This is a genomic window from Actinoplanes sp. NPDC004185 (assembly GCF_053603475.1).
Genome location: NZ_JBSGFR010000016.1, coordinates 157,798 through 182,987, shown reverse-complemented (window position 1 = coordinate 182,987; position 25,190 = coordinate 157,798). Strand labels below are relative to the sequence as shown.

Annotated in this window: 18 protein-coding genes; 11 read left to right on the top strand and 7 right to left on the bottom strand. The window is 73.4% G+C overall.

Annotated elements, in window-relative coordinates; translation table 11 throughout:
• Together ACWEOZ_RS18795 and ACWEOZ_RS18790 are read left to right on the top strand one after the other, a co-directional pair.
• A partial coding sequence (locus ACWEOZ_RS18795; RefSeq protein ID WP_451911954.1) for a non-reducing end alpha-L-arabinofuranosidase family hydrolase occupies positions 1 to 1,665 on the top strand: 1,665 nt, incomplete at its 5' end.
• Positions 1,666 to 1,751: 86 nt separating this feature from the next.
• The gene (locus ACWEOZ_RS18790) at positions 1,752 to 2,177 is read left to right on the top strand and encodes a hypothetical protein (RefSeq protein ID WP_451911953.1); all 426 of its coding nucleotides are present in this window, start codon (positions 1,752 to 1,754) and stop codon (positions 2,175 to 2,177) included.
• 3 nt (positions 2,178 to 2,180) lie between these two features.
• Here the strand turns inward: ACWEOZ_RS18790 and ACWEOZ_RS18785 are convergent, their stop codons facing one another.
• Positions 2,181 to 2,741, bottom strand: a complete 561-nt coding sequence (locus ACWEOZ_RS18785) for a hypothetical protein (protein WP_451911952.1) — start codon at positions 2,739 to 2,741, stop codon at positions 2,181 to 2,183.
• 10 nt (positions 2,742 to 2,751) lie between these two features.
• On the bottom strand, positions 2,752 to 4,968 hold the full coding sequence (locus ACWEOZ_RS18780) for a glycoside hydrolase family 9 protein (RefSeq protein ID WP_451911951.1): 2,217 nt from the start codon (positions 4,966 to 4,968) through the stop codon (positions 2,752 to 2,754).
• 124 nt (positions 4,969 to 5,092) lie between these two features.
• On the opposite strand from ACWEOZ_RS18780, the gene ACWEOZ_RS18775 reads away from it, so the two are divergent.
• Both ACWEOZ_RS18775 and ACWEOZ_RS18770 read left to right on the top strand, forming a co-directional pair.
• Entirely contained in the window at positions 5,093 to 5,560 is a 468-nt protein-coding gene (locus tag ACWEOZ_RS18775; protein WP_451911964.1) for a GNAT family N-acetyltransferase, read from the top strand.
• Positions 5,561 to 5,641: 81 nt separating this feature from the next.
• Complete coding sequence (locus tag ACWEOZ_RS18770; protein WP_451911950.1) at positions 5,642 to 8,263, top strand: Hsp70 family protein; 2,622 nt, start codon at positions 5,642 to 5,644, stop codon at positions 8,261 to 8,263.
• Here the strand turns inward: ACWEOZ_RS18770 and ACWEOZ_RS18765 are convergent.
• Positions 8,245 to 8,820 carry a GNAT family N-acetyltransferase gene (locus ACWEOZ_RS18765; RefSeq protein ID WP_451911949.1) on the bottom strand — a complete coding sequence of 192 codons (576 nt, stop codon included), beginning with the start codon at positions 8,818 to 8,820 and terminating at the stop codon, positions 8,245 to 8,247. The genes ACWEOZ_RS18770 and ACWEOZ_RS18765 overlap by 19 nt on opposite strands.
• Before the next feature lie 133 nt (positions 8,821 to 8,953).
• On the opposite strand from ACWEOZ_RS18765, the gene ACWEOZ_RS18760 reads away from it, so the two are divergent.
• The gene (locus ACWEOZ_RS18760; protein WP_451911948.1) at positions 8,954 to 9,754 is read left to right on the top strand and encodes a hypothetical protein; all 801 of its coding nucleotides are present in this window, start codon (positions 8,954 to 8,956) and stop codon (positions 9,752 to 9,754) included.
• A gap of 11 nt (positions 9,755 to 9,765) precedes the next feature.
• Here ACWEOZ_RS18760 and ACWEOZ_RS18755 read toward each other — a convergent pair whose 3' ends face one another.
• The 4 genes from ACWEOZ_RS18755 to ACWEOZ_RS18740 form a co-directional block, all read right to left on the bottom strand.
• Positions 9,766 to 10,155 (bottom strand): YccF domain-containing protein, encoded by a 390-nt coding sequence (locus ACWEOZ_RS18755; protein WP_451911947.1) that lies wholly within the window; start codon positions 10,153 to 10,155, stop codon positions 9,766 to 9,768.
• Positions 10,156 to 10,231: 76 nt separating this feature from the next.
• A complete protein-coding gene (locus ACWEOZ_RS18750; protein ID WP_451911946.1) occupies positions 10,232 to 11,656 on the bottom strand; it encodes a dynamin family protein in 1,425 nt (474 codons plus the stop codon).
• Complete coding sequence (locus ACWEOZ_RS18745; RefSeq protein ID WP_451911945.1) at positions 11,653 to 13,416, bottom strand: dynamin family protein; 1,764 nt, start codon at positions 13,414 to 13,416, stop codon at positions 11,653 to 11,655. The genes ACWEOZ_RS18750 and ACWEOZ_RS18745 overlap by 4 nt, the downstream gene beginning before the upstream one ends.
• Before the next feature lie 27 nt (positions 13,417 to 13,443).
• On the bottom strand, positions 13,444 to 14,571 hold the full coding sequence (locus ACWEOZ_RS18740) for a TDT family transporter (protein WP_451911944.1): 1,128 nt from the start codon (positions 14,569 to 14,571) through the stop codon (positions 13,444 to 13,446).
• A gap of 11 nt (positions 14,572 to 14,582) precedes the next feature.
• Between ACWEOZ_RS18740 and ACWEOZ_RS18735 the strand changes: the two genes are divergently transcribed.
• The 6 genes from ACWEOZ_RS18735 (at position 14,583) to ACWEOZ_RS18710 (ending at position 25,189) form a co-directional block, all read left to right on the top strand.
• Positions 14,583 to 15,488, top strand: coding sequence for a LysR family transcriptional regulator (locus tag ACWEOZ_RS18735; protein ID WP_451911943.1), 906 nt, complete (start codon positions 14,583 to 14,585; stop codon positions 15,486 to 15,488).
• Between the two features lie 270 nt (positions 15,489 to 15,758).
• Entirely contained in the window at positions 15,759 to 18,710 is a 2,952-nt protein-coding gene (locus ACWEOZ_RS18730) for an Ig-like domain-containing protein (protein WP_451911942.1), read from the top strand.
• 119 nt (positions 18,711 to 18,829) lie between these two features.
• Positions 18,830 to 20,188: a helix-hairpin-helix domain-containing protein gene (locus tag ACWEOZ_RS18725; RefSeq protein WP_451911941.1), complete on the top strand. Its 1,359-nt coding sequence runs from the start codon at positions 18,830 to 18,832 to the stop codon at positions 20,186 to 20,188.
• Positions 20,189 to 20,520: 332 nt separating this feature from the next.
• Positions 20,521 to 21,249 carry an alpha/beta hydrolase gene (locus ACWEOZ_RS18720; protein WP_451911940.1) on the top strand — a complete coding sequence of 243 codons (729 nt, stop codon included), beginning with the start codon at positions 20,521 to 20,523 and terminating at the stop codon, positions 21,247 to 21,249.
• Positions 21,250 to 21,258: 9 nt separating this feature from the next.
• Entirely contained in the window at positions 21,259 to 22,887 is a 1,629-nt protein-coding gene (locus ACWEOZ_RS18715; protein ID WP_451911939.1) for an acyl-CoA dehydrogenase family protein, read from the top strand.
• Between the two features lie 61 nt (positions 22,888 to 22,948).
• Positions 22,949 to 25,189, top strand: coding sequence for a putative bifunctional diguanylate cyclase/phosphodiesterase (locus ACWEOZ_RS18710; RefSeq protein ID WP_451911938.1), 2,241 nt, complete (start codon positions 22,949 to 22,951; stop codon positions 25,187 to 25,189).
• Position 25,190: the final 1 nt, after the last annotated feature.

The following is a 25,190-nucleotide window of genomic DNA, read 5'->3' as shown; positions in this document are numbered from 1 at the left end:
ACCGACGGCATCAACGCCAAGTCCACCGGCATCTACAACATGGTCCGCGACTTCAAGTCCCGCGGCGTGCCCATCGACTGCGTCGGCTTCCAGTCGCACCTGGGCACCGGCATCGACTCGACCTACCAGGCCAACCTGCAGCGCTTCGCCGATCTGGGCGTCGACGTGCAGATCACCGAACTGGACGTGGCCCAGGGCGGCAACCAGGCGAACATCTACGCGACCGTCACGAAGGCCTGCCTGGCCGTGTCCCGGTGCACCGGCATCACCGCCTGGGGCATCCGTGACAGCGACTCGTGGCGCCCGGGCGAGAACCCGCTGCTGTTCGACGGCTCCGGCAACAAGAAGGCCGCGTACACCTCGGTGCTGAACGCCCTCAACGCCGGCGGCACGACGACCCCGGTGACCACCCCGGCCACTCCCCCGGCGTCGGGATCCGGCTCCTGCACCGCCACGCTGACGCCCGGCACCGCCTGGGGCGACCGCTACAACTCCACGGTCACCGTGACCGGGGCCGGCGCCTGGAGCGTCGTCGTCACCCTCACGTCGCCGCAGCAGGTCTCCTCGGTCTGGAACGGCACCGCGACCTGGGACGGCAGCGGCACCGTCATGACGGTGAAGTCCAACGGCTCCGGCAACGCGTTCGGCTTCACCACCATGTTCAACGGCAACACCACCGCCCGTCCCCGGATCACCTCCTGCTCCGGCTCCGGCGGGGGCAGCACCACGCCGACCACGCCCACCACGACCCCGGCCTCGTGCGCGCTGCCGTCGTCGTACCGGTGGAGCTCGACCGGCTCGCTGGCCAACCCGAAGTCGGGCTGGGTGTCGCTCAAGGACTTCACCACCGCGCCGTACAACGGCAAGCAGCTCGTCTACGCCACCACCCACGACACCGGCACGTCGTGGGGCTCCATGAACTTCGGCCTGGTCAACAACTTCTCCGAGCTCGGCTCGGCCGCCCAGAACAAGATGAACGCCGGCACCGTCGCGCCGTCGCTGTTCTACTTCGCCCCGAAGAACATCTGGGTGCTGGCCCACCAGTGGGGCCCGACCGCGTTCTCCTACCGCACGTCGAACGACCCGGCCAACGCCAACAGCTGGTCGGCCGCGCAGCCGCTCTTCACCGGCACCATCAGCGGCTCCGACACCGGACCGATCGACCAGACACTCATCGGTGACGGCACGAACATGTACCTGTTCTTCGCCGGTGACAACGGCAAGATCTACCGGGCCAGCATGCCGATCGGGAACTTCCCCGGCACCTTCGGCTGGTCCTCGACCGTGGTCATGAGCGACTCGAAGAACAGCCTCTTCGAGGCACCCCAGGTCTACAAGGTCCAGGGCCAGAACCAGTACCTGATGATCGTCGAGGCGATCGGCGCGAACGGCCGCTACTTCCGGTCGTTCACCGCCACCAGCCTCAACGGCTCCTGGACCCCGAACGCCGCCACCGAGAGCAACCCGTTCGCGGGCAAGGCCAACAGCGGCGCGACGTGGACCAACGACATCAGCCACGGTGAGCTGATCCGCACGAACGCCGACCAGACCATGACCATCGACCCCTGCAACCTGCAGCTGCTCTACCAGGGCCGCTCGCCGAGCTCCGGCGGCGACTACGGGCTGCTGCCGTACCGTCCGGCGCTGCTGACCCGGCAACGCTGACCGCACGACCCGATCGGCGGGCCCGGCTTCCACGCCGGGCCCGCCGTGGCGTTTCCCACCGGTCGCAGCCGGGGTACCCGTCGCGGGTGGGGACGGACGAACTGTGGCAATGGATCGGCGTCGGCATCAACCTGACGGGGCTGGCCGTCATCATCACGGCGCTGGTCCTGGTGTTCCGGCACCGGGCCCGGACCCGGCGGCCGTCGGCCCTGGCCGGGCTGGCCCCGGCGGAGCGCCGGCGGGTGCTGCGCCAGATCCGCGGCCACGCGCCGGTCGACCCGCGGGACGCCCCGGTGGCGCGCCAGGGCGCCGGTGACCTGCTGGGGCAACGACGGCTCATGGCCACACCGGCCGGGCTGATCCTCGTGCAGGCCGGCCAGGCCGTTCAGCACCGCAGCGTGATCTGGACAGTGCTGGCCCTGGTGGTGACCGCGCTGTGCGCGACGGCGATCATCCTGCTCGGGCGGGATATCAGCCGTGCCCGGCGCTTCCTGGAGCGGCACCCGGCCTGAACCTCAGTCCGGCGGCTGGCGGTGGCGGCCCGGCACCCGGTGCGTCGGCAGCCGGCGCCCCTCGGCGAACTTCTCGATCAGGTGCAGATCCGCCGGCTGGAGGCCGCGGTTCGCCCGCGGCGCGATCAGCAACGCCCGGCCGTCGGTGGTGAGCTCGTCGCGTTCCGGGCTCGGCGCGGGCAGCGCCTCGTCGTCGGTCCAGATGAGCCGGCGGCCTTCGGCCAGCACCTGCCGGGCCGCCGCCAGCTTGAGCGGCCAGCACTGCGGGCCGCGGGGCATCGGGTCGGCGTCCAGGGCCCGGGCCAGCGCCGGCAGCCGCCACAGGCTTTCGAGGCGTTCGGCTTCCGGGCACCAGGTCGTGCACCAGCGGACCTCGACCCGGCCGCCGTCGTGCAGGGCCCGGATCCGGTCGACCAGCAGCGGGGACCAGCGCAACACGTACGACGTGTTGTCCGCCCCCGACCACACCAGCGACTTGCGCGGTGCGGCCCCCCAGCCGGGCTTGATCGTGTTGATGACGCCGTCGACGTCGAGAAGCCACACGGGCTTCTCGACGTCGATCACGCCATGGATTCTAGTTCTGGTCCGCGATGAACGAGGACACCCAGGCCAGCGGTGCGTTCCAGTTGATGGTCAGCTCGTTGGTCGACCAGGACTGAATGTCGTCGATGTAACAGAACTGACCCACGCAGCCGGCCAGCTTGCTCTGCGCCAGCGGGTCCTGGATCGAGGAGTTCGGTCCGCCGGCCAGGGAGCCCTTCGGCGGGTTGGGCAGGGCCGGGTCGAGCTGGTGGGCGTACCAGCGGCTGTGCTGGTTGTGCGAGTTGACCTCGCCGTAACCGGTCACGTAGGACTGGTTGAGCGCGTTGCGGCCGAAGATGTAGTCCATGCCCTCGTAGACCGCGTTGCGGAACCTGTCGCGGCCGGTGATGTCGTAGGCGGAGGCCAGCACGGTCATGTTGTTCAGGATCGCGCTGTTGGAGCCCCAGTCCCACATGTTGTTGGCCGGGGCGTACGCGACGCCGTACGGGTGCGCGTTCTGGATCTTGAGGTACTTCTCCGCGCCGGCGACGATCGAGGCGCGGACCTTGTTGCGGCCGGGCAGCCTGTTCGGCAGCAGGGCCAGGTCGAGGCGGCCGGCCGCGGCGGTGCTGGCCCAGTCGAAGGCACCAGTGCCGAAGATGTCCGCGGTGTGCACCGGCGAAGCGAGGATGTCACGGGCGTACTTCTTGTCACCCGTGCTGATGTAGAGCTCGGCGGCGGCCCAGTAGAAGTCGTCGTCGACCTTGTCGTCGTTGTACGCGCCGCCGCCGGTGCCGTCCTCCACGGTGGCGTAGCGGGCCGGCTCGGCCAGAGCGGCGGTGTAGGCGGTCCGGGCCGCGGCCAGGGCCTTGGCGGCGAACGCCTTGTCGTAGTGGCGGTAGATCCGGGCGGCCTGCGCGGCGGTGGCGGCCAGGTTCAGCGTCGCCGCGGTCGAGACCGGGTGCAGTTCACGCTGCTGGGGGTCGAGGTGCGGCAGCAGCGGCAGCCCGGTCCAGTTGGCGTCGTGGATCTTGTGGTGCACCATGCCGGCGAACGGCTTCCCGGCCGGCACCTGCATCTTGAGCATGAACTCCAGCTCCCAGCGGGCCTCGTCGAGCAGGTCCGGGACCTTGTTGCCGCTCTCCGGGATGGCCAGCGTGCCGTCGCCCAGCTTGCGCGGCTCGGAGGTGCGCTCGTACTGGTTGAGCAGCTGCCAGGTGGAGATGCCCCCGTTGACGACGTACTTGCCGTGGTCGCCGGCGTCGTACCAGCCGCCGGTCACGTCCAGCTTGTAGTCGCAGACGCCGGGCTGGCACGGCACCGAGCCGTCGCCCAGGTTCGGCGGGACGTCGACGTGGCCGGCCGGGCGGGCGTACCCGGGCCGCAGGTCCTCGCGGATCTCGATGCCGCTGCGCTGGGTGTAGTAGAACTTCAGCGCGTCGGCCCGCAGCTGCTCGTAGACGGCGGCGTCGATGTCGAACGGCCGGCTGGTCTCACCGTCGGCGACCAGCGTGTAGCCGGTGCCGCGCTTGCGGTAGCGGCTGAAGTCGATCGTCTGCACGTTCTGCCCGGACGACACGTCGACCCCGCGCGGCACGGTGGTGCCCCGCGCGACGGTGGCGCCGGCCGCGTTCTTCAGCTGCCAGGGCAGCTTGGTGGTGGATTCCGTGACCAGCGTGGCCTTCTTCGGCCCGCGCGGCAGGTAGGCGACCTGGTTGACCCGCACGCGCGGGCCGGTGTCGGGCTGGTAGACCTCCGGCGGCACGCCGCCGACCAGCGAGACGTCGTCCAGGCAGAGCCGCCAGGGGTCGGCGCTCCCGCCGACCTGCAGCGCGACCTGCGCCTGGGCGGTGGTCACGGCCGAGGTGAAGGTGTACGAGTACGTGTCGCCCGAGACGGTCAACGCCGGCGACGCCTCGAAGTACGTGTCGTACGGCGAGACGGCCAGCCCCACGATCGCCCGGGCGACATGCCCATCGGGATCGCCGCTGGCTGTGAACGAGTACCGGTAGGTCTCGCCCGCGACGAGATCGATGTCGTTCTGACCGACGGCGACGTCCCACCGGTTGCTGGTGCCGCCCGGCACGTCCATACAGGCTTTGCCGTCGGTCAGGGCCAACGGCCCGGGATTGCCCCACCACGGGTCGGTGCCGGTGGTGAAGCCGCCGTTGACGACCTGCTCGACCTCGTCGGCGGCAGCGGCCGGACCGGCCGGTACGGCGGTGAGGCCGGCCACGAGCAGGACGGCGGCGCCGAGGGTTCGGATCACGAAGGGTCTCCTTGGGAGCGCTTCCATCAGTCAGTGCAGATATGTTGATCCCCTGGGTAACGACCTGTCAACACGGCTGAAACGTTCAGTGATTCAGCGGCGTGAGCTGGGCGCTCTCGGCACGATGTCCGCTGTGCTGATCCGCGCGTATGACGACAGTGACTGGCTCGCCCTCTGCCGCATCCACGACGCCGCCCGCCTCGACGAGCTGCGCGACTCCGCCGGCTTGGACGCCTTCCTGACTTTGGAACAGACCGCCGAGGGCGAGGGCCTCTTCGACGGCCTCCTCTGGGTCGCCGAGACCGGCGGCGTGGTGACCGGCTTCGTGGCCCTCGACGGCGATGAGATCACCTGGCTCTACGTCGACCCGGCGCACCACCGCCACGGCATCGGCCGGGCTCCGCTGCGCCAAGCCCTCGCCCACACCGGTGACCACGCGGAGGTCACGGTCCTCGACGGCCACCCGCACGCGCTGGCCCTGTATCGCAGCGAAGGCTTCGTCGTGCGGGAGACCCGGACCGGTCCGCTGGCCGGCAACGAACGCTTCACCGCCACCGGCCACCTCATGCGGCGCCCGGCCCCCGGCGGGTGAGCCCGGGAGAACCACCCGCGACACCGCCCGTCCGGCGGTGCCGGGGCTGGCGCGTTGCCCTTAAGGTCTCTAGCTGTGGCGATGCAGTACGGCTTGGGGATCGATCTCGGTACGACCCAGACGGCGGCGGCGGTCCGCGTCGACGGGCGCACCGAGGTGGTCCGGCTGGGCGGGCGCCGGGCCGAGATCCCGTCGCTGGTCTTCGTGCTCCCCGACGGTGGCCTGCTGATCGGTGAGGCGGCCGAGCGCCGTGGTCAGGCCGAGCCGGCGCGGCTGGCCCGTGAGTTCAAGCGCCGCATCGGCGACCCGGTGCCGATCCTGGCCGGTGGCGTGCCGTTCTCCGCGCACGCGCTGACCGCCAAGCTGCTGCGGCACGTGCTGGACACGGTGATCCGGCTGCAGGACGGGCCGCCCACAGTGCTGACCGTGACGCACCCGGCGAACTGGGGACCGTACAAACGGGAGCAACTGGACCAGGCACTGCGGCTGGCCGACACCGGGCCGGCCTTGCTGCGCACCGAGCCGGAGGCCGCGGCGCTCCAGCACGCGACCGCCCGCCGGATCGGTCCGGGCGAGACAGTGGCCGTGTACGACCTGGGTGGCGGGACCTTCGACGCGGCGGTGCTGCGCCGGGAGGGCGAGGGCTTCCAGGTGCTCGGCGAGCCCGAGGGCATCGAGCAGCTCGGCGGCGCGGACTTCGACGAGGCGGTCTTCGGGCACGTCCTGGGTGTGCTCGGCGACCGGGTCGAGGGCCTGGACCCGAACGAGCCCGACGTGGTCACCGCCCTGGCCCGGCTGCGCCGTGACTGTGTGGAGGCCAAGGAGGCGCTGTCCTTCGACACCGAGGTGATGATCCCGGTGGCGCTGCCCGGCGTGCACACCCGGGTCCGGCTGAACCGCTCCGAACTGGAATCGATGATCGCCCCGGCGCTGGCCGACACGGTCGCGGCGATGCACCGGGCGCTGCGCGCGGCGGGGGTGGCCCCGGCCGAGCTGGACGCGGTGCTGCTGGCGGGCGGATCGTCGCGGATCCCGCTGATCGGGCAGCTGCTGGCCACGGCGTTCGACCGGCCGGTGGTGGCCGACCCGCATCCGGAGCACAGCGTCGCGATGGGCGCTGCCGTGGCCACGGCGCTGGTCACCGGTGGGGTATCGCCCTTCGGTGACGCGGTGGCGCCGCCGCCGCTCCCGGTCGCCGTGGCCGATCCGGAGCCGGTCACGCCGGCCGCCACCGACGCGACAGCGGCCTGGCAGGACCCGGAAGTCGGGGACCCCGTGCCCGAGACGCCGGCTACCGCGGGTTTCGCGCAGGCCACCTGGGCGACCGCACCCCCTGACGCCGAATCCACGCAAGCGGCGACGGGCATCGGCACCGCGCCGCAGGACGACGCTGGATCCACCCAGCTCCTGGCGGACAACGGCCCGCAGACCGCGCCAGGAACTCCCGTCGACGCCGGATCCACGCAGCTCCTAGCGGGCAGCGGCCACGGCACCGGTAACGGGAACGGGAACGGGAACGGGACGGCGGGAGCCACACGGATCGTGCCCGGCGGGGCGGCGCACGGCCCGGTGGCCTACTCGCGCGGCGCTGCGTCCGTACCGTCGAACGGGCAGTCCTTCGGTGCCCCGACCCGCACATTCCCCCAGCCGACGAGCCCCGCGCCGCCGTCCGGGCCCCCGCCGGTGCACCATCCGCCGGCGCCGGCCGGCGGCGACCGGCCGCCGGCCCGGCGCAACGGCAAGTTGCTGGTCCTGGTCGGTGCCCTCACCCTCGCGATGATCGCCGGGACCACGGTCCTGGTCGCCCTGGTCCGGCGCGGCGACAAGGACCGGGGCACGGCCGCGGCGCCGACCGCGTCCCCGTCGGCCGGTGCGCCGGCCTTCCCCACCGCCGGGATGCTGATCCAGGTCGACGCCGGCGGCGACAAGCGGCCCGAGCTGAAGTCCAGCGCCTACCTGCTCACCCCCGGCAAACCCGGCCGCACGGCCGTCGCGGACACCGGCGGCGACGCCGTGCCGGAGTGGTCACGCAACCGCGAACGGGTCGCGGTGATGCGGTACGAGCCCAACGGCAGCAATTCCGTCTGGGTGATGAACGCCGACGGCAGCCGGCCGGAGAAGGTCGCCGAGAAGGCCATCGGCGGCCGGGTCTCGTGGAACCCCGACGGCACCGCGCTCGCGTTCCTGAGCCGAGTCGACGGCACCCCGCAGATCTTCACCGTCAAGATCGGCGGGTCGAAGCCGACCCAGCTGACCTCGGCACCCGGCAAGAAGGACGACCCGGCCTGGTCACCCGACGGCGCATCCATCGCCTACTGGAAGGTCGTCGGCGACCAGCCGCAGATCTTCGTCCTGGACACCGGCGATCCCCAGGAGCCCGGCCGCCAGATCACCGAGGGCGACAGCGCCCCCGGCGTCGATCCGAACTGGGCACCGGACGGGAAGACGATCGCGTACACCCGCAACACCGGCAACGGCGCGTCCGACATCTGGCTGATCGACGCCGACGGCGGGCACCCCCGGCAGCTGACCGAGCACGAGGACCGCGAGATGGACCCGTCCTGGTCCCCGGACGGCACCTGGCTGGCCTTCTCCCGCGGACCCCTGGAACAGCCGAAGATCGTGATCGCGAAGGTGGACGGCTCCGCCGAGCAGGTCCTCACCGAGGGGAACGACCGCGAGGGTCACCCCTGCTGGTCCTGACCCTTCCAATCGTCGGCCAGGATCGCCATGACCGTGGCGTCCACCCAGCCCTGCGGCGTCCGCAACGCGTCCCGCCGCACCCCCTCGACGACAAAACCCACCTTCTCGTACGCCCGGCGGGCGCGCGGGTTGAAGGGGTACACCTCGAGGGCGATGCGGTGCAGGCCGAGCTGCTCGAACGCGTACCCGACGAGCAGCCGGACCGCCTCGGTGCCGAGCCCCCGGTCCCGTCCGCCCGGCCCGAACATGGTCCGGAAGTTGCAGCTGCCGTCGGCCGGGTCCCACTCGTTCAGGACGACCTCACCGACCCAGGCTCCGGTGGCGCGCTCCTCGACGGCCAGGTCGAGCCGGTCGCGCTGCCCGGCGCGGGTGCCGTACCACTCGCGGAGCCGCTCCTCGGCGTCCGCGTCCCAGACGATCGGCCGGCTGCCGGTGAGCCGGACGACCTCGGGATCGCGCAGGGCGTCCCGGACGGCCGGGAAGTCACCGGCCACGAACGGACGCAGCACGACGCGGGGGCCGACGAGGGTGGGCTTGACGGAGAAATCGGCGGCCATCGGCCGATGATCGACGACCCACCCCCGCTCGGCAAGCACATTCGCCGGATCGGGAACTGTCGCAAGTCGCACCTCGCGACCTATTGATCACCACCCGTAGCCCCAGGTGGGTACGGGTGTCTATCCTCTGCCGATGCTGGACGCCGAATCACGTCTGTTGATCACGCCTCACCTGGCCGCCTTCCGCCGAGTGACCAGCGCCCTCGACACGGACCAGCGGCGGCTGGAGGAGACGACGGCCGAGCTCGCGGGCAAGCCGGTCCCGGTCCGGCTCTTCGGTGGCTCGCTCGGCAAGGACATAGCCACGGTCAAACGGATCAGGGATCTGCGGCGCAGCCAGCAGGACCTGACCGTCCAGATCGAACAGCAGCAGGCCCACGCAGAGGCTCTGGCCGAGCAGATCGACGCCCTGGTCGAGCCCGCGCTGCGACTCAACGACGGGCACTATCAGCGGCTGGTCGTGGCGACGCTGCTCTACACCCGGGCGCTGGGACAATGCGAGGAGGCCGGCCGGCACCTCGGCACGGCCGCCGGGGCGGCGGGCACGGTGATACGGGCCGTGATGGGCCGGACCACGGGGTCCGCCGACCAGTTCAGGGCCGAGTGGTCGGCCCGCGAATACGACAACCACATCCGCGACGCGGCTGCGGGTCTGCGGGCCCTGCCGGACCAGATCGCGTACGCCGAACGCAGAGTGGCCGAGCTGACCGGGACCACCGTACCGGCCGCCCGGACGCCGGATCTCGCCTTGCTGGACGAGGTGCCGCGGACCCTGGGGAGTGCCGGGGCCCGGCTGGGGCTGGCGGAGAGCCTCGTCCCGCTCGGCGCCCTGCAACGGCAGCTGCGGGCCACCACCGAGGTGATCGAGCAACGGCGCAAGCGGGCCGACCAGAGGCGGCACGCCGCGCTGCGGGCCGCCTACAGCCGCCTCTGACCCTCGCGGGCTCAGCCGGCGGCTTCGTCCAGGTCGACGATCTCGCGGCCGAGGGGCCAGAACGCCGCCGGCACCAGCTTGAAGTTCGCGATGCCGAACGGGATGCCGATGATCGTCACGCACTGGGCGATGCCCGCGACCACGTGACCCAGCGCCAGCCACCAGCCGGCGATGACGACCCACAGCACGTTGGCCAGGCCCGAGGCAACGCCCGCGGTGGGCCGGGTGACCAGGGTGCGGCCGAACGGCCACAGCGAGTACGACGCCAGCCGCAGCGCCGCGACCCCGAACGGGATGGTCACCACGAGAGCGAAGCAGAGCAGCGCGGCCAGCCCGTAGCCCAAGGCCAATACGAAGCCGCTGCCGAAGATGAACCAGAGGACGTTCAGGATGAAGCGCACCTGATCAGCATGACGCGGGCGCGCCAGTGACCCGTCCCGGCGGCCATGGACCCGGCCGTTCGGCCGGGCGCACGGTTCAGGCGACGCCGGCCAGCAGCCCCTCACAGCTGCGGGTGACCGCGCGTGCCGCGGTGCGCAGCTCCCGGGCCGAGAACGGGTGCTCGGCCAGCGTCTGCCAGCGGGTCAGGGCCTCCCGGGCCGCCGCGGCGATCTGCTCCGGCGACGCATCGGCCGGAAGGCTCAGCCGCAGGTACGCGGCCCCGCCCGCCCCGCCGAGCAGCAGGTCCATCTCGGCCAGCTGGGCCTGCGTGCCCGGCAGCCGGCCCGACCGCAGCAGGTGCAGCAGCCGCAGCTCGACGAACTCGTGGGCGCTGGCCCGGATCCGCTCGGCCTGCGCCGCCAGCGCCGAGCCGGGGTCGATGAACTCGTCCAGCACGGCCAGCGCGGACCGGGCCTTGAGCACCTCGCTGCGCCCGACGAACTGGGCCGCGAAGACCTCCCGCAGCCGGTCGATGCCGCTGTGCGCGGTCAGTGCGGCGGCCAGATCGGCGGAGTCGTGCACCTTCTGCTCGCGGATGAGCCGCACCGACAGCCGCACGCCGAACAGCCCGAGCCGGCCGAGCACCTCACGCCGGCCGGGCGCCGAGCCGGCGAAGCGGTCGGCGGTCAGCAGCAGCTCCACCACGTCGGCCATCGGCAGCGCGGCCACCGCGGCCAGAGTGCGGAACTCGTCCTCACGCAGCGTCGCCCCGGCCGCGCCGAGCAGGCCGGCCACCGGCACGACGACGGGGCAGAGCCGGCGCAACCGGTCGTCGGCGGCGTAGCGGGCGGCGACCCGGGCGGCCGCCTCCATCGCGTCCAGCCGGGCGCCACCGATCTCGTCGGCCCGGGAGAGCACCCCGACGGTGTTGACCGGGGTGCCGCCGGCCAGGTCGTCGCCGTGGAAAGACTCCAGGAAGCGGAGGTCGTCGGCGTGCATGTGGCGCAGCAGGTAGATGACCGCGTCGGTCTGAGCGGGCCGGTCGGACTCGGCGTCGAGGAACGCGGTGGTCCGCAGGGACACCTCGGTGGACAGCGATGCGATGCCGGGCGTGTCGATCAGGGTGTGCCGGCGCAGGCGGGCGCTGGGGACGCGTACCTCGAGGTGGTCGATCTGCCCGGCGGGCCGGTCGAGGGTGATCCGGACCGCGCCGGCGACCCGGCGGAACGGCAACGGCCGGGTGCTGCCGTCCCGCAGGTGGGCCGTGACCGCGTACGTCGGGCCGTCGGCGTACCAGGTCACGATGCGGGTGCACTCCCCCGCGTCGGTGGGGGCCAGGCCCTCACCGACCAGCGCGTTGAGCAGGGTGGACTTGCCCGCCTTGACCTTGCCGGCGAGGGCCACCCGCAGCGGCTCGCCCAGGCGGCGCCGGGCGGCGCCGACCGCCGCCCGCACGGCCGGGTCACCCGTCTCGGCCAGCGCCCGGTCCAGCAACGCCTGCACGTCCGCCAGCAGAGTCATGCCAGCTTGTCCAGTTCCGCGCGCTGGGCGGCGAGCTGCCGGGCCCGCGCCGCACGCTGGTCCGCCGGCAGCGCGGCCGTCTCGCGGACCGCGGACGCCGCCTCGGCCGTCGAGCGTTCCACGGCGGCGGCCCGGGCGGTGAACTCGTCGCGCAGCAGCCGCTGGGTGCGCCGGACCGCCTCGCGGGAGTCGCGGCCCACGTGGAAGGAGACGTCGTCGATGTAGCGGCGCAGCTCGGTGCGGGCCTGCTGGCGGCGCTGCTGGATCTGCCGTTCGCGTTCCTGCTTGACCAGCCGGCGGCCCAGGGTGAGCCCGGCGATCAGGCCGATCGGCGCGGCGATGAACACGTTGAACATCGCGCCGATGGCCCCGAGCATGTAGAAGCCGCCGTAGGTGATCCGGGCGGCGGTGAACGCGCCGAGGAACTGCTGCATGCCGGAGCGGTGGAAGTCCACGTCGAGCCCGCCCACCTTGCCCAGCCCCTGCTCCGGTGAGGGCAGGTCCAGGTCGAGGCCCTCGTACTCCAGGTCGAAGCGGGCGGCCACCTCCTGGGCGAGCTGGTCGCTGCGCTGGGCCAGCAGCATCAGGTTGTCCACCGCGGCCGCGGACGCCTCGCGGGCCGCCCAGGCCTGGAACTCCGGCCAGGTGTCGCGCGGGTCGGACTCGTTGAGCAGCTCCTCCCCGGCGCGCAGCATGGTCCGCAGGCGTTCGCGCAGGTCGTGGTCGACGTCGGCGGTGAGGTCCTGGATGCCGTCGCCGAGCACGGTCTGCCAGGAGCCCAGGGTGCGGGTGCGGCGCTGCTTCTCGGCGTACCGCTGGACCAGGGTCTCCGCCGCCGCGGGTGAGCTCGCCGCGGCCTGCTCGGCCACCACCCGCTCGCGCAGCTGGGCCACGACGAACGCCAGCTCGGCGCGCGCGGCCGTGCGGGCCCCGGTCCGGGCGGCGCCGAGCACGTCGCGGCGCAGCAGCTCGACCAACAGCGGATAGCCGGACTCGGTGTTGAGCTCGGTGCTGTCGCGGGCCTGGGCCCGCAGCCGCAGGAACGACGAGACGGCCACGACCGGCACGTCGAGACCGGCGGCGGCGAGGTGCCCGGCGTCGAGCTCGACGATGCGCCGCCACTCGCCGTACAAGTCGGTCTTGGTGACGACGCAGTACGCGGCCGGGCAGCGCTCCAGCACCCGGCGCAGGAAGTCGACCTCGGCGGCGGTCAGCTCCTGGGACGCGTCGGTGACGAACAGCGCCGCCGCGGCCCCGGTCAGCGCGCCGAGGGTCAGGTTGCCGTGCGCGGAGTCGAGGCCGCCGACGCCCGGCGTGTCGACGAAGGACAGCCCGGCGCCGAGCAGCCGCCGGTCGAGGCGGACCTCCACGCTGCGCGGCGCCCGCGCCCCGGCCGCCGCAGCCGCGCCGGTGACATGCCCGCTGAGCTGGTCGAACGGCACGGCGACGGGATCCACCGAGCCGTCCTCGGCCGGCACGTGCAGGGTGACCGAGGGCTCGGTGCCGTAGCGCAGGAGGGTCGGCACGGCGGTGACGACGTCCGGGTCCACCGGGCACACGTCGGTGCGCAACAGGGCGTTGACCAGTGTGCTCTTGCCCTGCTTGAACTCGCCCACCACCGCCACGGTGACGTCACCGCTCTGCAGCTGGGCGGTCGCGCGGTCCAGGCGTCCGGCGAGGTCGGGCCGGTCGTGGGCGACGGCCAGGCGGCGTGCGCCGGCCAGCTCGGTGAGCAGGTCCGTGGCCAACGACTCCCTCACTCATCTCGACGCAGCCCTGCTCAGAGGCTACGCGGGCGGTGCCGGCCGGAGGAGGTCACCCCGGCGCACCGCGCGCAGCGTGCGGACGGCGACGACCGACCAGGCGGCCAGCAGCATCGCATAGAGCGCCACGGCCAGGGCGGCCGGCAGGGCCGACGGGACGCGGGTGGCGAGCCCGCTCGCGCCGGTCACGACCGTGCCGACCGGGAACGTGAAGCTCCACCATGTGAGCGAGAACGGCAGCCCGGCCCGGGCGGTGCGCACGGTGATCACGGCGGCCAGGGCCGCCCAGCCCAGAGCGAAAACCAGCGCCGGTACGCCGTAGAGCAGCACCAGCAGCTGCGCGGCGGCGGCGTACGGCTCACCCAGCACACCGTCGGCGGCGCGGCCCAGCAGGTGCACGGCGGTGACCGACTGACCGACCGGGCCGAGCACGATCCACCACGTCGGCACCATCCGGGCCGCGCCGCGGCCGTACGAGACGAGCCGGCGCCACAGCCGGACGAACACCAGCGCCGCCGCGACGAGGCTGAGCCCGGCCATCGCGTAGCAGGCCGCCAGCAGCTCGACGGGCCAGGGCACGTGGGGCACGAGCAGGGCGCCGGTCGCCGCCGAGACCATCGGCGAGACGACCGGCATGAGCCGGCCACCGAAAGCCGTGCCCGGTCCGGGCCGGTGCCGGGTCACCATCCGGTACGGGATCATGACGGCGACCGCCAGCCCGAGCAGTGTCCCGGCCGTCCAGAGCACCACGTCCACCGCGACGGCGGCGGGCTCACCGATCCAGTCCCGGCCCAGCAGCAACGTCCCCGCGCCGACGGTCAGCAGGGCCATCGGCGGCGCGCCCCAGAACTGCTCCGAGACGACGTCCCCCGCGTACGCCCGCCGGTGCCGGACCGCGGCGGTGACCAGGACGACCAGCAGGGCCGACGCCAGCGCCCACACGACGGTGGCGAGGGCCCGCAGCCCCGGCACCTGCAGCGGCAGCGAAGCCGCGGCCGTGGCGACGATGCCCGTACCCATGACAGCGGCGAACCAGTTGGGGCCGATCACGATCGGGGCGGGGCGCACGGGACGTTCGAGCAGGACGGTCATGATCTCCACTGTCCGGCCCCACTCGGCTCCCCGGTAGCCGCCGCCCGCCTGTGGGGTCATAAGCTCGCGTTATGCCTCTGCCGCCGGCCTTCGCCGACCTGACCGGCTTCGACCTGCTGCTCAGCGTGGCCCGGCTGGGCAGTGTGGGCCGCGCGGCCACGGCACACCACATTTCCCAGCCGGCCGCCAGCGCCCGCCTCCGCGAGCTGGAACGCCGCCTCGGGCTGACCCTGCTGCACCGCTCCGCGCGCGGCTCGACGCTGACCACGACCGGCGCCCTGGTCGCCGACTGGGCCCGCGCCGCCGTGGACGCGGCCGACGCCCTGGCCACCGGCGTCGCCGCGCTGCGCGAGACCCACGAGAGCCGGCTCGCGGTCGCGGCCAGCCAGACCGTCGCGGAATACCTGCTACCGGCGTGGCTGGTGGCCCTGCGCACCGGCCATCCCGGGCTCAGCGTGACCCTGCGCGCGGCCAACTCGGCCGACGTGGCGGCCGCGGTGCTGGCGCACGAGGTCGACCTCGGCTTCGTCGAAGGCCCGGAGCCGCCGGCCGGCCTGCACGCCGAGACCGTCGCCACCGACCGGCTGGCGGTCGTGGTGGCGCCCGGGCACCCGTGGTCGAAACGGCGGCGCGGTGTCACCCCGGCCGAGCTGGCCGGGACCCCGCTGGTGTCGCGGGAGGCCGGCTCGGGCACCCGGCGGGCGTTCGAGCAGGCCCTGGCCCCGCTGGCCGCGGCGGCCCCGCTGCTCGAGCTGTCGTCGACGACCGCGATCAAGCACGCGGTGGCGGCCGGCAGCGGGGCGGCGGTGCTCAGCTCGCTCGCGGTCACCGCGGAGCTGGCGGCGGGCACGCTGGTCGCGGTCCCGACGGCGATGCCGCTGCAGCGGCAGTTGCGGGCGGTGTGGCCGGCCTCCGGACAGCTGATCGGCCCGGCCCGCGACCTGTACGCGATCGCCCGCCGCCGCCAGCCCCGCTGAGCCGGCTCCGTCGCGGCCGGCGTGGGGGTTCACCGCCGAGCCGGCCACTCAGGCCGGCCGCGCCGATCTGTACCGGGTGTGGCGGATCCGCTCGATGATCGGCGCTTACGGGCGCTCTATCCGTTCACGCCCTGCGGTCGGAGCGCGACCATTCGGTCCAGCCTCCCACCTGCGCGAACACCGCAGACAGATTGCTGACAGCGGGCGCCGCGCCGGCGCCGTGCCACGCTGCCGCCAGGCCTGCTGGGGGGGCCGGTCTGGGGGACCATCATGCGCCGTCGTCTGTGGACAGTCGCCGTGGCAGCACTCGTCGCGCCGTTCGCCTCCGTGGCACCGGCACACGCGGCCGTCACCCCGGTCGCGAAGGTCAATTTCCAGCCGGCCGCCGCGGCGGTCCCGGCCGGCTACACCGCCGACACCGGGCTCGGCTTCGACGCCACGCGCGGGTCGGGCTGGGTGACGGCCGGCACGCACGACCCGCTGGACCTGAGCCGCAACACCCGCGACCGGGCGCGCACCGGGATCGACGCGCGGCTCAACACCCTCATCCACCTCCAGTACGGCGACGTCGGCGGCACCAGTGGCGTGCCGACCCCCGGCGCCTGGGAGTACGCGCTGTCCCCGGGCTCGTACCAGGTGACCGTGTCGGTCGGTGACCAGCCCGCGTACGACAGCACGCACACGATCCGGGTCGAGGGCGTGACCGCGGTGTCCGGCTTCGTCTCCACCACCGCGGCCGAGTTCCGCACCGCCACCGTGACCGTGCCGGTGAGCGACGGGCGGCTGACCGTCGACGCGACCGGCGGCACCAACACCAAGCTGAACTACCTGGAGATCGCGCGGGCCGGCGCACCGGCCGCACCCACCGGTCTCACCGCCAGGCCGGGCGACGCGCAGGTGGCCCTGGCCTGGACAGCGTCGGCCGCCGCGGATCTGGCCGGCTACCGGGTCCACCGCGGCGGCACGCTGATCTCGGGCGCGACCCCGCTGACCCGCGCGGCGTGGCTGGACACCACCGCCCGCAACGGCACCGCGTACGGCTACACCGTCACCGCCGTGGACAGCACCGGCACCGAGTCACCGCCGTCGGCCACCGTCACCGCGACCCCGGCGGCGTTCGCGCTCAAGGTGAACTTCTCCGACGCCGCCACCGCCCCGCCCACCGGCTACGTGCGCGACTCCGGTGACGCGTTCACCACCGCTCGCGGCTACGGCTGGGTGCAGCTGGGCACCACGACGCCGCTGAGCCTGGCCGGCAACGGCCGCAACCGGAACCCGGACGCCGCCCAGCCCGACGTCCGGCTCGCCACCCTGATCCACGCCCAGTTGCCGGCCGGCTCGACGGGAGTCACCACGCCCGGGTCGTGGGAGGCCGTCGTGCCGAACGGGACCTACACGGTGACGGCCGCGGTCGGTGACGCGGGCACGGCCGTCAACAGCGTGCACTGGCTCAGCATCGAGGATCAGAACGCCGTCGCCGCGTTCACCCCGACCGCGTCCGTCAAGCACGCCACGGCGACCCGGACGGTCACCGTCACCGACGGACGGCTCACGCTCAGCCCGGCCGGTGGCACCAACACCAAGCTCGACTACGTGGACGTCGCCAGCGTGCCGGCAGCGGGCGCGATCCCCGGCGTACGGACCAGCACACCGGCCAACGGCGCCACCGCGGTGTCGCCGACCGGCAGTGTCGTCGAGGATCTGGTGCTGCCCAACGGCGGCGTCGACCAGGCCACGCTGACGTCCGCGACCGTGACGTTGACGCGGGTCAGCGACGGCGTGGCGGTGCCGGCCAACACCATCACCAGCGGCGGCGGAGACGTCGTCAACCTCTCCCCGACCGCGGCGCTCGCGGCGGACACCGCGTACCGGTTCAGCCTGACCGCGGGGGTGAAGGACGTGAGCGGGCGGGCCTTCACGCCGTACTCCATCGTCTTCACGACCGGGGCCGGCACCGGGCCGGGCGGCCCGGCCGCCTTCGACAAGGTGGTCGGCGTCGCGACCGGCGCGTCCTTCACGACGGTGGTCGAGGGCCCCGGCAACCGCCTGTACGCGGGCACCCTCGACGGGCGCATCTTCCGCTTCCCGATCAACGCGGACGGCACCCTGGGCACCGCCACGATCATCACCGCGGTCCGGGACAACGCGGCGGCCCTCGGGCTGCCCGGCGCGCCCGCCCGCACGGTGATCGGCATGGCCTTCGACCCGGCGGGCAACCTCTGGGTCACCGACAACTACGAGTTCACCGGTCCGCTGAACGTGCCCGACTGGTCCGGCCGCATCGGCCGGCTCAGCGGCACCGACCTGGGCACCTACACGCCGGTGGTGGTGAACCTGCCCCGCTCGGTGAAGGACCACGAGACCAACTCGCTCGCCTTCGGACCCGACGGCGCGCTGTACGTGTCGCAGGGCGCCGACAACGCGATGGGCGCGCCCGACTCGACCTGGGGCAACCGGCCCGAGCAACTTCTCAGCGCGGCCGTGCTGCGGCTCGACCCGGCGGCGTTCACCGGTACGCCGATCAACGTGAAGACCGCGGACGGTGGCACCTACAACCCTTACGCAGCCGGGGCTCCGGTGACCCTGCACGCGACCGGCGTCCGGAACGCCTACGACCTGGTGTGGCACCGCAACGGCCACCTGTACGCGCCGACGAACGGCTCGGCGGCCGGCGGCAACACTCCGGCGACCCCCGCACCGCTGCCCGCGTCCTGCGCCCGCCGCGGCTACACCGGCCCAGCCGTGCCGGCGCTGACGTCAGTGCCGACCGCCGAGACCGACTACGTGTTCGACGTGAAGGCGGGTCGCTACTACGGGCACCCGAACCCGCAACGCTGCGAGTGGGTGCTGGCCGGCGGCAACCCGACCGCGGGCACGGATCCGTTCCAGGTGGGCGCGTACCCGGCCGGCACACTGCCGGACCCCAACTTCGACCTCGCCGGCACCTACGACGCGGGCCTGCACGCCTCGGCCGACGGCGCGATCGAGTATCGCGGCGGCGCGCTCGACGGCAAGCTGCTCGTCGTCCGCTACTCGGCCGGACAGGACATCGAGACGTTCGACGTGGCGGCGAACGGCACGCTGAGCAACCGCACGACCGGCATCACCGGACTGACCGGATTCAGCCAGCCACTGGACGTGACGCAGGATGTGAGCACGGGCAACCTGTACGTGACCGAGCTCGGCGCGAGCCGGATCACGCTGCTCAAGCCCCGTGCCTGACCGGCTCGTGGGGAAATCACCCGTCCGGGGTCACGAAAACGGCACGCCGAGACCTGACCGGTATCGAGATGTGCGAAGCTGCGCGCCTACATCTCGACCCTCGTCTTCGGAGGCATGCCGTGGCATCGCTCCTGTCCATCGTTGCCGCCCTCCTGGTCGGCCTGCTCGCGGGCTGGCTGATCTGGGGCCGGATCCTCGTATCCCGGCGGTCCGCGGCCGCGGAGGCCGCCCCGGCGGCTGCCGTCGCCGCACCCGTCGGGACCACCGAACCGGAGACTACGGTGCCGGCCGAGGTGGATCCGGTCGCCGCTGAGCCCATCGTGGAGAGCGGGCCGGTGGCCGAGACTGTCACTCCGGCCGAGCCGGTTGTCACGGCCGCGCCCACCGCCGAGACCGAGACCGTCGAGCCGGCCGAGCCGGTCGTCACCGTGGCTGAGACCGTTCCCGCCGCGGATGTCGAGCCGATCGCCGCCGCCAAGCCGATCGCCGCCACCACGGCGGATGTCGAGCCGATCGCCGCCACCACGCCGGACGCTGAGCCGATCGCCACCGCCACGCCGGATGTCGAGCCGGCCGAGACGAAGCCCGTCGCCGTGCCCGTCGCTGAGACGGAGCCCGTCACCGTGCCCGTCGCTGAGACGGAGCCCGTTGCGGCACCCGAGCCGATCGCGGCACCCGAACCCGTCGCGGCCCCCGAACCCGTCGCGGCCCCCGAGCCCGTCGCCGCGCCCGAGCCGATCGTCGCAACCCCCGCGCCCGTCGCGGTCGCCCCGGCTGCCGCCGAGCCGACGCCCGCCACCCCGGCGCCCGTCGCGCCAGCCGGGACCGCTCGTCCGGCCGACAAGCTGACCCGCATCGAGGGCATCGGCCCGAAGATCGCCGCCACCCTCGCCGCCGCCGGCATCAGCACCTACCGCGACCTCGCCGATGCCGATCTCGCCGCACTGCGAGCCACGATCAAGGCCGCCAAGCTGCGCCTCTCGCCCAATCTGGCGACCTGGCCGGAGCAGGCCCGCCTGCTGGCCGAGGGCGACCAGCGCGCCTTCACCGCCCTGGCCGACGACCTGGCCGCCGACCGCGAACCGGGCGTCGAGCCCATCACCGCCACCGAGGCAGCGTCCACCGAGGCAGCCGACCCGGTTGCCGCAGTGACCCCCGACGTGGTTACTCCCTCAGCACTCGACAGCACGACGGCCGACGGGACCGTGTCCGCCGGTTCTGCTGCTGACGCCGTACCGGCGCAGCGCAGTGCCGAGACGACCGCGCCGGACGATCTCACCCGGATCGAGGGGATCGGCCCGAAGATGGCCGGCGCACTCGTCGCCGCCGGCATCACCAGCTACGCGCAGCTGGCCGCCACGGACGAGGCCGGGCTGCGGGCCGCGATCGCGGCCGCCGGCATGCGTTTCTCGCCCAGCCTGGTGACCTGGCCGCAGCAGGCGAAGCTGCTGGCCGACCGCGGCGTCGTGCGGAGCTGACCCGAACGGCCCGGACAACGGCGAAGGCCCGACCCCGTGCCGGGGCCGGGCCTTCGCCGTCGGTGCCAAGGACCACCGGTGATCTTCGGGGCGGCATTGTCCACAGTGGGCATCAGCGGACGTCGTGAAGTCCGTCGTGACGGTCTGCTCGGCGGTTTGGTGAGGCTGTTCAGCAGCGACCACACGGCCGCCCCGGACAGCGCGCTTCACCAGCGCCGCGATGCCCGGCACCATAGGTGCGGACGCCCAGGAGTGACCGTAGTCGTCGGTTTCGCTGTGGGCGTCACGCGCCGCCCTGGCCACACCGGCCCGTTTCCGGGAGCGTGAGCGTCATGGACGCCGTTTTCGTACTGGTGCACAGCCCGTCGGTCGGTCCGGGGACCTGGCAACCGGTCGCCGATCAGCTGCGCGCCCGGGGCGCCACCGTCGTCGTGCCCTCGCTGGCCGGCGTGGGCGCGGCCGGGCCGCCGTTCTGGCCGCGGGTCGCGGAGCTGGTCGGTGCGGCCATCGCCGGGCTGCCGGCGGACCGGACGGTGGTGCTGGTGGCGCACAGCAACGCCGGGCTGTTCGTGCCGGTCATCGTCGCGGCCGCCACCCGGCCGGTTGTCGGCTGCCTGTTCGTGGACGCGGCGCTGCCCGCCCGGCAGGGACCCACCCCGGTGGTCCCGCCGGAGGCGCTGGCGTTCCTGCGGGCCAAGGCCGTCGACGGCGTCCTGCCGCCCTGGACCACCTGGTTCGACGAGGCCGAGGTGGCGCCCATGCTGCCCGACCCCGCCGTCCGCGCGTCCGTCGAGGCCGAGCAGCCGCGGCTGCCGCTGAGCTACTACGAGCAGCAGATCCCCGGGCCGGCCGGCTGGGACGCGCAGCCGTGCGGTTATCTGCTGTTCGGACCGCCGTACGAGCAGGTCGCCGACGAGGCCGCGGCGCGGGGCTGGGCCGTGGAGCGGATCGCCGGCCGGCACCTGCACCAGGTGGTCGATCCGGCCGGGGTCGCCGGGCGCATCGCCGGCATGGCGGCCACCTGGTCCCCGCCCTCGTCGCCGGCCGGCGCGAGGGCCTAGATTCGGGGCATGCCGCTCACCCACGAGGTCGTCAACCAGCCGCCACCCCTGGCCGGTCACGACATCGCCGCCGACGCCGCCCTGCTCGAAGGCCTGACCCGGGAGGGCGCCGGCTGGGCCGCCGAGGATCTGCACCGGCTGGGCAAGCTCGGCGGGCAGCCGGAGGCCCAGCGCTGGGCCGCCGACGCCAACCGGTACGAGCCGCGCCTGCTCACCCACGACCGGTACGGCAACCGCATCGACGAGGTCGAGTTCCACCCGGCCTGGCACAGCCTCATGGACGTCGCCGTCGGGGCCGGGCTGGCGGGAGCCCCCTGGTCCGACGGCCGGGCCGGGGCGCACGTCGCGCGGGCCGCCGGCACATACGTGTGGAGCCAGGTCGAGGCGGGCCACTCCTGCCCGGTCTCGATGACGTACGCGGTCGTCCCGGCTCTGCGCAACGCGCCCGAGCTGGCCGCCGTGTACGAGCCGCTGCTGACCGCCCGGGTGTACGACCCGGGCCTGCGGACGCCGGCGGCCAAACGGGGGCTGCTCGCCGGCATGGGCATGACCGAGAAGCAGGGCGGCTCCGACGTGCGGGCCAACTCGACCACGGCCACCCCGGCCACCGACGGCACGTACCGGTTGCGCGGCCACAAGTGGTTCACCAGCGCGCCCATGTGTGACCTGTTCCTGGTGCTGGCCCAGGCCCCGGGCGGGTTGTCGTGTTTCCTGGTGCCGCGGGTGCTGCCGGACGGCGGCCGCAACCCGTTCCGGATCCAGCGGCTCAAGGACAAGCTCGGCAACCGCAGCAACGCCAGCAGCGAGCCGGAGTTCGACGACACGGTGGCCTGGCTGGTCGGCGAGGAGGGCCGCGGGGTGCGGACCATCATCGAGATGGTCGCGATGACCCGGCTGGACTGCGTGACCGGCTCGGCCTCGGGGATGCGCGCCGCGCTGGTCCAGGCCGTGCACCACACGCGGCACCGCGCCGCCTTCGGCGGGCCGCTCATCGACAAGCCGCTGATGCGCAACGTCCTGGCGGACCTGGCGGTGGAGTCGGAGGCCGCGACGGCGCTGGCTCTGCGGCTGGCCGGGGCCGTCGACCGGGGGGTACGCGGTGACGCGGGCGAGCGCGCGTTCAGCCGCCTGGCCATCGCGGTCGGCAAGTTCTGGGTGTGCAAGCGCCAGCCGGCCGTCGTCGGGGAGGCTCTGGAGTGCCTGGGCGGCAACGGTTACGTGGAGGAGTCGGGCCTGCCCCGGCTCTACCGCGACGCCCCGCTGAACTCGATCTGGGAGGGCTCCGGCAACGTCCAGGCGCTGGACGTGCTGCGGGCCCTGCGCCGCGACCCGGCCGGGCTGGACGCGTTCCGGGCCGAGGTGGGCGCGGCCGCGGGCGCCGACTCCCGCCTCGACGCCGCCACGGCCGAGCTGACCGCGCTGCTCAGCGACGGCGAGGATCTGGAGTCGGACGCGCGCCGCGTCGTGGAACGGATGGCGCTGGTCCTGCAGGGTTCTCTGCTGGTCCGGCACGCGCCGGCGGCCGTGGCCGACGCCTTCTGCGCGAGCCGGCTGGGCGGCGACTGGGGCCACTCGTTCGGCACGCTGCCCCGCGGCGTGGACACCGCGGCGCTGCTCGACCGGGCCCTGCCGGCCTAGCAGCCGCACCCCGTGCTCGTCTGAAGTCTCAGGTGCCCGGCGCCGGTGCCGATGGCCCGTCGTGCGGACAATTCGGGTCGACCGGGTCACGGCGTGGACGGCGGCCGGCCTGCTGATCTGCTTCGCGTACCCGGTCCTGGGTGACGGCACCCTGGCCGGGGCGGTGCTGTACGACCTGTTCGAGCTGCTGACGCTCGTGGTCGTGCTGGTGCGCGTGCGGCGTAACCGGCCCGCGGACCGGCTGGGCTGGTACGTCTTCGCCGCCTCGATCGGGTTCCGGCTGACCGGCGACGTCACGTACGAGATCTACCGGCAGGTCCTGCACCAGTCGCCGTTCCCCTCCCTGGCCGACGTCTTCTACCTGGGCAGCTGCCCGCTGCTGACGGCCGGCACTCTGCTGCTGGCCCGGGGCCCTGTCGGCCGCGACCTGGCCGGCCTGCTCGACGGTGCGATCATCGCCACCGGGCTGGGCCTGGTGTGGTGGGTGCTGGCCATCGGACCGATCGCCGGTGACAGCTCCATCCCGCTGCTGGAACGGCTGCTCGGCGCTGCCTACCCCGGTTGCGATCTCGTGCTCCTGGCCCTCGTGGCCCGCGTGCTGACCCGCTCCGGGCGCCCCACGGTCAGCGTCGCGCTGCTGGTCACGGGCACCGGCACGCTGCTCGCCGCCGACGTCGGTTTCCCGTTCGTCACCGCCTACCGCCCGGAGCTGGAAGGCCTCATCTCGATCGGCTGGTTGCTCTCCAACGTCGTCTGGGGCGCCGCGGCCCTGCACCGGTCCGCCGCCGCGCCGGCCCCGGCCCGCACCGGCGGGACCCGCGTCGGCCCGGGCCGGCTGGTCCTGCTGACCGGCAGCACCCTGCTCGTGCCGACCCTGCTGTTCGTCCAGGGCGCTCTCGGCTTCCCGCACCTGAGCTGGCTGTCCATCGGCGTCGGCGCGGTGCTGCTCTTCGTCCTGGTGCTGCTGCGGATGTCCGGTTTCGTCACGCAGGTGCAGCAGCAGGCCCGGCAGTTGGAAGACCTGGCCATGCGCGACGACCTGACCGGCCTGCCCAACCGCCGCTACTTCGAGGAGCGGCTCACGGCCGCGGTGGCCGCCGGACCGGCGCAGGTGGCGGTGCTCGACCTCAACGGTTTCAAGGACGTCAACGACCGCTTCGGTCACGCCGTCGGCGACCGGCTGCTGGCGGTCGTCGCGCAGCGCCTCGCGGACCGGCTGCGCGGCGACGACATGGTGGCCCGGATGGGCGGCGACGAGTTCGCCGTCCTGGTCACCGGGGCGTCCGCGGACGCCATGGCCGGCATCGTCGGCCGGCTGACCGGCTCCCTGCGCCGGCCGGTGGAGGTGGGCGGCCAGGAACTGCTGGTCGGCGCCAGCGTCGGCATCGCCGACGCCGAGGGCACCGATGACCCGTACGAGGTGCTGCGGCGCGCCGACACTGCCATGTACGCGGCCAAGGACCAGGGCGGCAGTCACGTCCGCCGCTACGCCGTGGAGCTCGACGAACGGGCCCGCGCGGAGGCCCGGCTCGGTACGGAGATGCGGACGGCGCTGGACACCGGCCAGTTCCGCCTCGTCTACCAGCCCATCGTCTCGCTGCCCGACGCCCGCATCGTCGCCGTCGAAGCCCTCATCCGCTGGCACCACCCCGAGCGCGGCCTGGTCAACCCGGCCGACTTCATCCCCGTCGCCGAGCAGAACGGCCTCATCGTCGAACTCGGTGCCTGGATCCTGCGGACCGCCTGCGCCCAGGCCGTCGCCTGGCACGCCACGTACGGTGCGGCCGCGCCGGCACGCGTCAGCGTCAATGTCTCCGCGCGCCAGCTCGCCGAACCGGACTTCGCCGATCTGGTGGCCGAAGTACTGGCCTGGACGGGCCTGAGTGCGCACAATCTGATCATCGAAGTCACCGAGACCGCCGTCTTCCGGGGCGGGCAGAGCGTGCAGACCGTCAAGGACCTGCACCAGCTCGGCGTACGCATCGCCCTGGACGACTTCGGCACCGGCCACTCCTCCCTCGGCCTGCTGCAGACCGTGCCCGTCGACACCCTCAAAGTCGACAAGAGCTTCGTCGACACCATCACCATGGCCGGCCGGCACGCCGTCATCGCCACCGCCCTGATCCAGGTCGCCGACGGCCTCGGCCTCACCGCCGTCGCCGAAGGCGTCGAAACCGCCGAACAAGCCACCGAACTGCACCGCCTCGGCTACCGGCTGGCCCAGGGCTACCACTTCGGCCGGCCCGTGACCCAGCCCGACTTCCACGATGTCGTCAGCGGCACCGAGACAGTGGCGGTGTGAC